9 protein-coding genes are annotated in these 12313 nt (G+C 48.7%); 6 read left to right on the top strand and 3 right to left on the bottom strand.

Going from position 1 to position 12313, the window contains the following annotated elements; all coding sequences use genetic code 11:
- Positions 1 to 94 precede the first annotated feature (94 nt).
- Together A3848_RS11135 and A3848_RS11130 are read right to left on the bottom strand one after the other, a co-directional pair.
- The gene (locus A3848_RS11135) at positions 95 to 931 is read right to left on the bottom strand and encodes a carbohydrate ABC transporter permease (RefSeq protein ID WP_074085034.1); all 837 of its coding nucleotides are present in this window, start codon (positions 929 to 931) and stop codon (positions 95 to 97) included.
- Positions 931 to 1821, bottom strand: coding sequence for a carbohydrate ABC transporter permease (locus A3848_RS11130; RefSeq protein ID WP_074085033.1), 891 nt, complete (start codon positions 1819 to 1821; stop codon positions 931 to 933). Before A3848_RS11130 ends, A3848_RS11135 begins: the two co-directional genes overlap by 1 nt.
- 142 nt (positions 1822 to 1963) lie before the next feature.
- On the opposite strand from A3848_RS11130, the gene A3848_RS11125 reads away from it, so the two are divergent.
- The 3 genes from A3848_RS11125 (at position 1964) to A3848_RS11115 (ending at position 6499) form a co-directional block, all read left to right on the top strand.
- Positions 1964 to 3832 carry a sensor histidine kinase gene (locus A3848_RS11125; RefSeq protein ID WP_074085032.1) on the top strand — a complete coding sequence of 623 codons (1869 nt, stop codon included), beginning with the start codon at positions 1964 to 1966 and terminating at the stop codon, positions 3830 to 3832.
- On the top strand, positions 3810 to 5390 hold the full coding sequence (locus tag A3848_RS11120) for a response regulator (protein ID WP_074085031.1): 1581 nt from the start codon (positions 3810 to 3812) through the stop codon (positions 5388 to 5390). Before A3848_RS11125 ends, A3848_RS11120 begins: the two co-directional genes overlap by 23 nt.
- 101 nt (positions 5391 to 5491) lie before the next feature.
- On the top strand, positions 5492 to 6499 hold the full coding sequence (locus A3848_RS11115) for an HD-GYP domain-containing protein (RefSeq protein ID WP_074085030.1): 1008 nt from the start codon (positions 5492 to 5494) through the stop codon (positions 6497 to 6499).
- A 20-nt stretch (positions 6500 to 6519) separates the two neighbouring features.
- Here A3848_RS11115 and A3848_RS11110 read toward each other — a convergent pair whose 3' ends face one another.
- Positions 6520 to 7626 (bottom strand): N-acetylmuramoyl-L-alanine amidase family protein, encoded by a 1107-nt coding sequence (locus A3848_RS11110; RefSeq protein ID WP_074085084.1) that lies wholly within the window; start codon positions 7624 to 7626, stop codon positions 6520 to 6522.
- 462 nt (positions 7627 to 8088) lie between these two features.
- Here A3848_RS11110 and A3848_RS32870 point away from each other — a divergent pair, with 462 nt between their 5' ends.
- From A3848_RS32870 to A3848_RS11095, 3 genes are all read left to right on the top strand, one after another.
- Entirely contained in the window at positions 8089 to 9885 is a 1797-nt protein-coding gene (locus tag A3848_RS32870; protein WP_256702295.1) for a hypothetical protein, read from the top strand.
- The gene (locus A3848_RS11100; RefSeq protein WP_074085029.1) at positions 9872 to 10486 is read left to right on the top strand and encodes a hypothetical protein; all 615 of its coding nucleotides are present in this window, start codon (positions 9872 to 9874) and stop codon (positions 10484 to 10486) included. Before A3848_RS32870 ends, A3848_RS11100 begins: the two co-directional genes overlap by 14 nt.
- Positions 10487 to 11308: 822 nt before the next feature.
- Positions 11309 to 12310 carry a TIR domain-containing protein gene (locus A3848_RS11095; protein WP_074085028.1) on the top strand — a complete coding sequence of 334 codons (1002 nt, stop codon included), beginning with the start codon at positions 11309 to 11311 and terminating at the stop codon, positions 12308 to 12310.
- Positions 12311 to 12313: the final 3 nt, after the last annotated feature.

Genomic DNA, 12313 nt, shown 5'->3' with positions numbered 1-12313 from the left:
GGTCTAGTGGTTCCTGCAACTTGATCGTAATGGATATACGATTGGACTTACACTTAATATTTTGCTCGAAAAGGTGGATATTGTTGCAAAGGAGTTATCCCTTAATGGAGCCGGCGGTCACACCTTCAACAATATAACGCTGCAGCGACAGGAAGAACAAGAGAATTGGCGTAATCGCCATAACCAGACCCGCGAGGGCAAGATCCCACTTCTTGGTGTACTGGCCGAAGAACTTGGTCACCGCCACCGGTAATGTGGTCAGATCCTTGTTGCCTCCAATCACAAGCACCGGAAGCAGGTAGTCATTCCAGATCCATAGTGTGTTCAGAATAATAACAGTTACGATAATAGGCATCAGCAGCGGGAAGACGATTTTGAAGAATACTCCATATGGGCTAGAGCCGTCGACCCGGGCTGCTTCCTCCAGCTCAATGGGCACACTCTTAATGAAGCCGTGGAACAGGAACACGGACAACGGCATCCCGAAGCCGAGATAGCAGGCGACAATGCCGTATAATTCACCGCGCAGCTCCAGTATGCTGGTTACCCGGACCAACTGCAGCATCAGGGACTGGAACGGGATGATCATTGCCGATACGAGCAGCAGGAATACAAAGGAATTGAAACGCGACGGCTTCCGGACGATCTGGTAAGCGGCCATGGAGCTGAACATCACGATGAAGATCACGCTCAGGACCGTAATTTGCAGCGAGTTCCAGAATGCCTGAGGGAAATTGATGGCGTCCCATACCTTGGAGTAATTATCCCACTGGTAGACCTGCGGGAAGGATGCGGCATCCATCAGAATTTCCTTCAGTCCCTTCACCGAGTTGCTCAGTACTAGGTAGAACGGAGACAGGAACACAAGAGCCAGAAGAATGGCGGCGATTTCCAGAATGAAATTACTGAGACGGTATCTGCTGCTCTGCATTATGCCGATACCTCCTTCCGTTTAGTGATCCAGACCTGGGTGACAGTGATTATGGAGACGGCGAAGAAGAAGAGCAGCGCTTTGGCGGTGCCGAGTCCATAACGGTTGTTGATCAGCGCTTCCGCATAAATGTTATAGGCGAGCGACTGGGTGGAGGTACCGGGTCCGCCTTTGGTCAGTGACAGGTTGAGATCGAACATTTTGAAGGCGTTCGAAGTGGTAAGGAACAGACAAATGGTGATGGCTGGCATAATCAACGGGACATAGACGCTCTTGAACAGCTGTGGAGCGCGTGCGCCGTCGATTTTGGCCGCTTCGATCAGGTCCTTCGGAATTCCAGCCAGTCCGGCGATGTAAATCACCATCATATACCCGGCAGTCTGCCAGACGAACACGATGACCAGACCCCAGAATCCGGTGCTCGGCGTACCCAGCCAAGGGAGCTTGAAGAAGGAAATGCCGGTGATGTCGCCAATCGTGGCGAAACCTTTGGTGAAAATAAACTGCCAGATGTAGCCCAGCAGAATACCGCCGATCACATTGGGCATAAAGAAGATGGTACGCAGTACCTTCTTGGTCTTCAGCGTCGTCATCAGCAGGAATGCGAGCAGGAGTGCCAGCACGTTAGCGGCGATCACGGATACGATGGTGAAGCGCAAGGTGAATAGCAAGGATTCCCAGAACTTGTCGTCATTCGTAAAAATTCGCTTCCAGTTAGCCGCACCCGTCCAGACCGCTTTGTTCAGATCCAGCCCGTTCCAGTCGGTGGAGGAGTAATAGAAGCCAAGGATGAAGGGTGTGACCACAATGGTCAGGAAAAAGAGCAGGGCGGGCCAGAGGAAGATAATTTGCTGTCCCCAGCCTCGTTGCAGGCGCAGAGTTTTTCTCATATGGAGTCTCCTTTGTATAGTTAATCTACGGGTTCACACCTTCATTATAGGAACAGGCAGGAATGATCAACACTCAATTTGATGATGATAAAAGTGGATTATATTGCAGCGGATGCTAACCAAATTTCCAGGAGGCCTAATCATGTTCAAAAACAGCATCCGGACCCGGCTCATGGCGCTTGTGCTGCTGGCCTCGGTGATTCCGTCAGCCATTTCGGTTACATTCTCTTATCTGTATACCAAGCAATCGGTTACCGAACAGTCAGTGAAGCAGAACACAAAGCTGCTGACCCTCGGAGAGGCTAATCTGAGCAGCTATTTCAGCGGTATGAGTCAGCGGGCCATGTCGCTGTATAGCGGGATCAATGTGCCCAGCTCTTTTTATACCACACTGCTCACCTCCAAAAGCCAGAAAGATGTTCCGCCCGGCACCGCTGTTCCCGATACGCGGGCAGTGATCTCCACCCAGATGTATAACCTGTTCCTCTCCGACCGGAACACCTTTCAGATTCATCTGTATGTGCGGGCGGTCCAGCAGTCCAATCTGCTGCTCGGCGGATATTTCCGCCGGGAGGTAAACAGCCGCTATGCTCTGGAGAAGCACCTGGAAGGAACATACCGTCCTTACATTGAGGTCACACATATGGATCACCAATACGGGATGAAGTCCGGGTTCCCTAATTTGAAGCCGGGGATTGAACCGGTATTTACTGCCCATTTCCCCATATACAAAACCCCAAGTGCGGAGGTTCTGGCGGATCTGTCGGTCGACTACCGCCTTACAGAGCTGGAGGGGATCGTCAAATCCATGTACAATTCCGATACGGAACGTCTTTATGTGCTGAATGATCAGGGTCAGGCACTGTTCGCCTCCGACTCCAAATGGATTGGCAAGCCGTTCAAGGCAGGCTGGAGCCAGCTTCCCGGAAGCAAGGGCAGCGGTCATTTTACCTGGAAGAAGGATGGATTTGAGGGAATTGTCATGTATCGGCATATAGAGGACCCTCTGTTCAAGGGCAGTATTATCAAGCTGGTTCCCTTCGAGGATCTGTACGGCGATGCCAGAATCATCACCCGGTTCAATGCCGGAATTGGCATATTGTTTCTGTTCGTGGGCGGAATCAGCGCGGTGCTTATCTCTATTGGCTTCACCAGACCGATCAAGAAGCTGATCTCTTTCACCCAGAAGGTGCAGATTGGGCAGCTCGATGCGCATATGGATGTGGAACGGGAAGATGAATTCGGCCTGCTAACACGCAAAATCACCGGCATGACCCGGACGATCAATGATCTGATCCTCAAGGAATACAAGCTGGAGCTGGCGAACAAGACCAACCAGCTGAAGGCCCTGCAGGCCCAGGTCAATCCGCATTTTCTGTATAATGCCCTGCAGTCTATCGCCAGTTTGTCCTTGCGGTACAATGCGCCGAAGGTATATGATCTCATCTATTCACTTGGCAGTATGATGCGTTATTCCATGAATACAGAACGCACACAGGTGCCGCTTCGCGACGAAATCGAGCATGTGCAGAACTATGTTATCCTGCAGACAGAGCGGTTTGGGGAAGAGAACCTGCGCCTAGATGTCGATGCTGAAGAGGAAGCGCTGGAGGTAGTGGTGCCCAAAATGATTTTGCAGCCTATCGTGGAGAATATCTTCAAGCATGGCTTCGCGGACGGTATCCAGGGCGGGCTCATTTCCATCGCCTGCGCGGTGGATACGCAGAGCCGGTTAGTGCTTGCCGTCAAGGATAACGGTAAAGGGATTGCACCTGAGCGGCTGGAGGAAATCAATGCCTTGCTTGCAGGCAACAGAGGAACGGAGCATGAAGAGATTGGACTGTACAATGTGCTGGCAAGGCTCCGTTTACAGATGAGCAGCGGGGCGGAGCTGCTGCTGCACGACAATGGAGACAGAGGCCTAACGGTCACGCTCATGATTCCGCTGGACAGCTTATCAAATCATTTACACAAAGGAGCTGCGGGTAATGAAGGTGCTGATAGTCGATGATGAGAAGCATGTTAGAGAGGCAATCCGCTATTTTGTGCCGTGGGAGAAACATCATATTACCGATATCTATGAGGCTACCAACGGGCAGGAAGCGATGCAGATCATGCGGGAGCATCAGCCTGCGATTGTCTTCACGGATATGCGGATGCCGCTCATGGATGGAGCGGAGCTGCTGGAGTGGCTGCACACCCACTATCCGAATACGAAGACTATTGTGATCAGCGGTTATCAGGACTTTAACTATGTGAAGCCTGCGATTGTCTTCGGCGGAACCGATTATTTGCTGAAGCCGCTGAACAGCAAGCAGCTGATTGCTGCAGCCGAGCATGCCTTCAAGCTGTGGCTGGATGAGGAGGAGGGCCGGCAGCAGGCGCAGCGTAAGAATATGCAGTTAAATGTGCTGCGTCCGCTCTACTGGGATAAGGTACTCTCGGATCTGGTGGCTGGACAGGCTTCCTTTCAGGAGCTGAAGCATTCGCTGAGCGAAGAACTCGGTATGCCGCTGTTTGCGGCAGAGTGCAGAATTGCGGTCATCTCACTCCAGGGAGCGGACTGCCGGCTACTGCAGAGGTTTCATGGCGATGTGGGACTGACTTCTTTTGTACTGGCAAATGTCTGCAATGAGGTGCTTGCCCCGAAGCAGATCGGCTTCGCCTTCCGCAGCTGGCAAAGGGGGGCGAACCTGGTCCTTCTGTTCTGGGCAGCCGTCAGAGAGACGGAGGTAGAGCTGGGCCGCATGAATGAATCCATCAGGCAGACCTATGGTGTGCAAATGGATATGGGGCTCAGCCTTCCCGCAGCCTTTCCAGAAGGATTGCAAACGGCGTTCTACCAGGCAGGGCAGGGTCTGAACGAGCGGAATCTGCTGCAGCGGGAAGGGCGGATTCACCTGTACCGGGAGCATTCGGAAGAGAGTGGGCCTGCAAGGGACTACGCCTCCGAGGCTCAGCTGGACAAGCTGAGAGTAGCAGTGCTCTCCGGAGACTTGGACAAAATGGAGCGGGTTGTAGATGAATGGTCAGACCTGTTGTCGGGACTGCCTCTGCTGACGGAGAGCCGGTTCCTGCAGCTTCAGCAAGAGATTGTGGAGGTCCTGAAACGTTGGCGGCCGGATGAGGAGATTTCGTTAGACATATGCTATGACAGCGAGGGCCTCTTCTCCGTAGAGAATTGGCAGGATCAGTTCAAGGCGGTGATTCAGCGCTTGTTCAAGGGGAATACCCAAGCGCCGGATAGCCAGCTTGTGGAGGAGATCAGGCAGTATCTCCATCAGAACTATGCCCGGGATATGACGCTGCAGCATATTGCGGAGCGGTTTTTTATCAGCAGGGAGAATGTCTCACGGAAGTTCAAACAGATCACCGGGGAGAATCTGTCTGATTATTTGACCGGCCTCCGGGTAGACAAAGCCAAAACGCTGCTGCAGAATACGAATCTCCGGCTGTCACAAATTTCGGAGCTGGTCGGGTATGAGGATGAGAAATATTTCAGCCGTGTCTTCAAAAAGTCCACGGGGCAAACGCCCAGGGAATACCGTAAGCAGGGAGAATCCCTCTAGCAAATTTGTCAGCCGGGCCTTTCAGCTTTTTTCAGCTTTTAACCGATAGTATAGGTATAGCTAAGCTACATATTCATTCGGTTGATTCGGGAGGACGGGGCATGGAAAGGTATTTAGGCAAAAAAATAAAAAATGACTTGATCAATGCCTATGGAGTAACAGTAATCCCCGCGAACAGTGTTCTGAATGTAGAGCACCTGGAGCTTATCCGCAAGCAGAAGATTAATGTACTTGACATCATCTTTGCAGGTGAGGCGGGTCAGGCACCTTCCTGCAAGGAGATGGCATATAACGTAGTTAACGTCTCCAAGAATTTGTTCGAATCCTTCAGAAACTCACGTAAGGTTCCTCTGGCAGATATCCGCAAGGAAGTCGTGCCTGTGGTTCAGGAAATATCCCGGAATTCCGATATTTTTGCGTTGTTCAGTGCGATTCAGGGCAAAGACGATTATACGTACCAGCATAATATTGGAGTGGGTGTATTATCCACGCTTATCGGCAGATGGCTTAATATGAGTGAGGCAGAGCTGTCCGTGCTGTCATTGGCCGCGACTCTTCATGACATCGGCAAGCTGAAGATTCCCACGGAGATCTTGGACAAACCGGGCAAGCTGTCCCCGGATGAATATGAAATCGTCAAAAAACATACCATTCTGGGTTATGAAATGCTGAAGGAGACTACAGGGGCTAATTCCCATATTACACTGACAGCACTTCAGCACCATGAGCGGAATGATGGCAGAGGCTATCCGTTGGGTCTAAAAGAAGAGCAGATTGATTCCTATAGCAAGATTGTAGCCGTTGCTGATATTTTTCATGCGATGTCCTCCAGACGCCCTTATCATGAACCGGTTCCCTTCCATACCATTGTCGATCAGATGAGAAGGGGAAGCTTTGGTGCGCTTGATCCGAATATTGTATCCGTATTTCTTGAGAATATCGTGAAGCGCACCGTGGGCCGCGAGGTGGTACTGACAGACGGGCGGATCGGTGAGATTGTCTACTTGAACCCCCATGATATTGAAACCCCTTTAGTGAAGGTTGATGACGAGTATATAGACTTGAGTAAGCTGAATACCCTTAAGATTAAAGAGATCAGTATTGAGTAACGCGTAAGATTGCTGTGTTTTTAGTCAAAATAGTCTGCCAGCCCATCGGCAATTGCCTTGGCAGCCTTTTTCTGATAAGACGCTTTGCGGACGATGGACTCGTCGGAACGGTTGGTCAGAAAACCAAGCTCCACCAGCGTTGCCGGGAGGCTGTTCTCCCGCAGAATATGATAATCCCCAAAGGATAGTCCATTGCTCTTCAGGCCAATCCCTTGCCTTAGCCGGTTCTCAATGGAACGGGCCAGCCGCAGATCATTATTCTCCGAGTAAAAAAAAGTGAGGGTCCCCGATACCTTCTTCGGAGAAGAATTGTAATGAATGCTAACGAAAGCATCCGCCCGCAGCTGCTGCCCGATCTGTACCCGCCTGGCGAGGGAAGGTTTCTGGTCTCCCCGTGTACGCGTCAGCTTCACCTGTGCTCCTTTGGCTGTCAGATAATCCCGCACATAAAAAGCGGTCTGCAGCGTCAAGTCCTTCTCCATTGTGTCAAAGCTTGTGCCCAGCATACCGGGATCACTTCCGCCGTGTCCGGGGTCAATGACGATAAGCTTTCCGCGGATGCTCCCGGAGTTCCTGGCATTACTGCTCCCGCTGCTCCAGCTTGTACTTCCTCCGGCAATATATTGGCCTGATACCCAGCCAATCTCTCCGCTCGTGGTACGAATGCGTGCCCAATCTCCTTGACGAAGCAATACAGTAATAGAATCCCCTTCTTTCAAAGATCCCAGTACGTGATACCCGGTTCCCGGACCTCCCCTAATCCGTAGGGAAGAGGCGGTGACGTGCGCACTTCCGCCGGCACTGCCAGAGGGTTTGGCCGAGGTCTTCACGGAAGCTGCTGCTGCAGTGGTCCCCGAAGCTACGGAACTTGTTCCGCCGGTTCGTTTGAGATAATATCCGGCGACCCAGCCGGAGACCGAACCGGCCCGCACCTTGAGCCAGCCGTGCTGCTCGTCTGTTACGGTGACCAGCGCTCCGCTTTTTAGTGATCCGGTGACTGACGCGCTTGCGGCCGGCTCACTGCGCACGTTCAGGGAAGAAGCGAAGACCTTTGCCGTATAGGCCCCGGCAGCATGGGCTGATTCAGTCTGCAGAGCGGTGGATAGTAATAAAGTGACGGCTAGCATGGATGCAGATATTGTTTTTTTGAAATGATGTGAATTTATCTTTATTGGTTTCACGCTATAAATTTCCCTTTCTTGTTTCAGGAATAGATTAAAGGTTTATTACCCGCTCCGACAGGAGAGAAACCGCAGATAGTCAAAATTTAAATTGAAAACTGGCAAGCGTCAAACCCAGCTTACCTTTATAACGAGCCCTTTCGATTTCCAGAAACAATTTTCATGGATATATATAAATTAAATGGAAGAAAAAACCGATGTACACAGAGTGACTCTAGAATACTTATAGGTCAGAGTACTCATACATAATTAGTAAGGAAGCAGGGGGTTGGATTGTCTTCCGCGAAGGTAATATTTAATGTAGATGAAGTGAGGCGCCTACGGACGAAAATAAGCCAGGTAAGCCAAGATACCAACCAGCTGTATCTACAACTGAAAGGCCAGGCGAGCGGTTGGGGCGGGATCCCCATGAATGACCACTTGGTACAGGCCCAGGTGCTAATTAATGAATTAACCGTCGAAGCAGAGAAGCTGGAGGATGTCATTCGAGCCGCGCTGAAGGGAGTCGAAGGCCTGCAGGAGGAGAATAAGCAGAAGGCGAACCAGCTTACCCAGTGGTTCAGTTTATTTGCTGGGATGTTTGGGAGCTTTAGAACACAGACGTTTGCAGGGCGGTATACGATACCAACGGCTGCCCAGAAGGCGGCGGCGAATCTGATCACTTCGTTTGCCGCCCTAGGGGGACGGGATGAGCTGGATAGCGATCCTGCGGTGGAGAAGCTCCGGAATACCATCCAAACGTCTAGACTCGGGACCGTTGAGAATATTGCAGCACAGAGCAAACTGAAGGATATCTTCGCTGCGCGGGATCAGATTGCAAAGGCGCAATGGGCTTATAAGATCTATGAGGAGTTTGGAAACAAGGCACAGATGAACGCAGTGAATCGACAGGCGGAAGAAGCACGTCAGAAGCTGGAGTCCATGGAAGTAGATAAGTTCCACTATGAAGCGGGGAAGGATTTGAGCGTGTATTTTAAGCAGCCCGCGGTTCAAGCGTGCGACTACGATCCGTCGATCACAACTCAAAATGTTCCGCTATTACAAAACGAGGAGTATCTGCTCCTGCTGCGGTTGGCGATGGAAAAAACCCCCGCTGGAGAAAATGCAAAAAGTCAGTTGGAGGCAAAGCGGCTGGAGATTGAGGAAGCGGAACGTCAATTAGCACTGGATGCAGAGACAGGGAAAAAGACATATAACTTTGATGAGTATACTAAAACACTCTGGGGAAATACATGGGTGCTCAGTAAAAATGGCAAGACTGATCGTGAGGCAGCGCAAGCCTCCATGGCGTATAACGAGGCCATTAAGAATGGAGAGATTAAATCCTATCAGGAGAATGTACCTGTCGATTACCTTACGGAACAAATATTAGCAGCCAAGAATGGAACTAACTATTGGACCGGTGAAAAAATATCTAAACTGCAAGCCTATGGTATAATAGTCAGCAGTTTAATCACTACTTTTCAAGGGATTGAATCATTTCGGGGGAGTCTAAAGAGGAATCTTCCGCTCCATCCCGGGGCAAATGAAATACCAGCATCCAGGGTGAAGCAGCCAAAAGTTTCGGTTCCTGAGGTAACGGTTCCCAAACCGGTGGAACCGGTGGGTAAGATTGCTGAGGGGACGGGTGAAGGAGTTAAGGCAGGTAATGGGGCTACATTTGAAGGTAAAGCAGGCCGGGACTATAGTCGATTTGCGATTGATGACCCATCACCAGCAAATGTTAAGAACGCAGAGAATTACTTTAAAATGACGAGAAATGGTGATGCAGTTGAACCCTATGAGTGGGGTCTTATATTCGATAAAAATGGTAACCCGATAAGTAAACCTATCACAGACTATCATTCAGGTAAGATTGATATATCAACATATAAAGATTCGTGTAAAGATGGCGTATATACACATAACCATCCTAATAATGGTGTATTTAGTTGGCAGGATTTGGAGACGGCAAGAGGTTTTGATATGGCAGAAATAAGAGCTACATTACCGAATGGAACAACACTTAGTATAAAACGGGGACCAAAGGGATGGATTTGGGATAATATGGACACACAAATAACTCTGAATAGAGCAAAACAAAATGTACTTACTAAACCAGAGTACGCAGAATTATTAAAGCAAAGAGATCAACCTGCGCTAGATATGGCATGGATGAAAGAGTTTGCTGAATTGATGGGAGGTAATTTTCATGTATACAAATAATAGTGAGGAAAGAAAGTTTCTATATTCTAAACTCTATTTCGCTGGAGTGATTGTAGACACAGATTCAAACGGATTTGACTGGTTTGGGAACGACGAGAGGGGTCAATTAGGGAGAATCATAAAGGAGAGTAACTTTACTGACCTTATATGTGAATTAGTTCATATTTTTAAAGAAGGGTTGCCAAACTACTACGAGCTTTCTTCACTTTTTAGTATGAAATATGAAATAGTACAAGGATATTTGATATCTCGTTATGGATTAGAAACTGCTCGAAAAGAGAAAGAAGAGTTTGAAAGACGGTTTGGTAAAGGTAATGCAGGTATGGATAACGGAGATAAAATTATTTGTAGAGTCGAAAACGTTGAACGTGGAGATCAAGATATATCTAAAATAGAAATGGATATTGACATTGAATGTTTAAAAATCAATGACCTCTACTTATTTGTCAACGAAATACCAGATCTGAATGAATTGAAAACCAACATAGAGGCAAAGTTTGATGATATTGACATTGACATTGATTTTGGGAATAAACTAATCATCAAAGATAAAACTTATAGGATTATTGTTTTAGAAGATGAAAATAGGATGACTGATTAGTAATTGGGCTATTCAGGAATAATAGACTGTTGGTTTCTTAAAAACTCCTATACAGTGCCGAATGGTCACATCATTCAAACTAATATCACATATAACCCATGTAGAAAGCCACAATGCGAGCTAGCCGCCCGTGTTGTGGTCTTTTTTTATTGCTCATCACACTGTCGCGGCGGCTACTAAAAGACCCCACCCAGTGCCGAATGACCTGCTATATCAAGAACCATAGAAGTGTGGACCCGATTCCTGACTCGAACATTTCAACAAAATTTTATTTCGACAGAGCAGCACAAAAGTTATCAGTTTGTTTCATTAGGGAAAATGGACATTTCCCCGATAGAACTACATTTGAATCTTAATGTTAATGAAAACCTTGATTGGCTTAATACCTTTCAAGGTTTCTTTTTTGTGGGGCTACCCAGTGCCGAACTGAACTTATCATCCACCCAATAACACAAATAACCCATGTAATACCTGTATGAAGATTTCTCCCTTTTGGTTGTACGCACATAAGATGCTTTAATTTTATAACCCCAATAACGCAATTGCGTTGCAATCAACAGGTCGATTATGGTCAGATACCACCATGATTGACCTGTTTTTTGTTATGTTCGCTTCCTTGCGGTTTTTTTCAAATTTACCTGCATCTGTAGTCTGAAGTGATCGTTATACTGAGAAAGAAAGAAACCGCAATTTTCCCGACACTTGCAACGATGCTTACGCTGCAGGAAAGAAATTGATGTTTACGAAAACTGTCTCTGTTCCAGGTCCGCAATCACCTGTATAATTATTACATATCGGGGAAGACGACAAAGGAGTGCCGACGTGACCAGACCGAAATTATTTATTGGATCTTCCAGAGAATCCATCCGTTACGCACGGGCGATACATGAGCAGCTGAAACGGGAAGCCCAGGTCAATCCGTGGTATGCCAATGCTTTCCGGGCAAATGAATATACCATGGAAGCGCTGGAACGAAATCTTGATGAGAGTGATTTTGCCGTATTTGTGTTCTCGCCGGATGATGTAGCCAGGATCCGCGGTAAATACTATTATGTGACCCGCGATAATACACAGTTCGAAATGGGCTTGTTCTGGGCCCGGCTGCGGCGAAGCCGCGTGTTCTGTCTGCTTCCGGACCAGGTGCCTGTCCGCAAGGATTTAATTCCGGGAGAGAATATTGAGGAGTATCATTTGCTGTCGGATCTATCCGGCCTCACCCCGCTGGAATACGAATGGCAGCATGAGAATCCGGTGGCAGCCGTAGATGTCAGCTGCGGCAAGATTATCGACAGCATTCAGGAGCTGGGAAGCTTCCGTGATCCGCAGAAGGAACTGGAACATCTGAAGCTTGAACTTAGGCGGAAAGAAAGTATCCTTCACTTCTTCTGGCAATATAATAGTAATATGTCTATCACAGATGACAGGGAGAAATATCAGGCGCTCAGCGAGGCAATCCGCAATTCCTTTCTGCCGCCCAAGCATTGCCGGGTGATTGGCGCAGCTATGTGGCAGGCCCGAGAGCAGGAGGGGCTGGTGCAGGTGGGCGGTAATGTGGGGCGCGGACATTCCTATCCTTTTTCAATGACTGAAGAAAAGGGCTCCCGTCCGGGTGTGGTGGATGCTTTTTTAGCCAAAGAATGGACCTTTTTGCAGCGTACCGAAGTTGCTGAGGTATATATCCTATGCTATCCTTTAGGTGAGAGGCATGTCCTTTCTGTTCATTTTTCCGGAAACGACGGATTGTCTGCGGATGATCTGACCGAGGTCGTGTCGTACAACCGGGATTTGTTCCGTACCGTCAATCATTTAGTGGGAGGGGACTGACAC

Source organism: Paenibacillus sp. P32E, assembly GCF_001909085.1.
GTDB lineage: Bacteria > Bacillota > Bacilli > Paenibacillales > Paenibacillaceae > Paenibacillus_AQ > Paenibacillus_AQ helianthi.
This window is presented reverse-complemented; position numbering and strand designations above follow the sequence as displayed.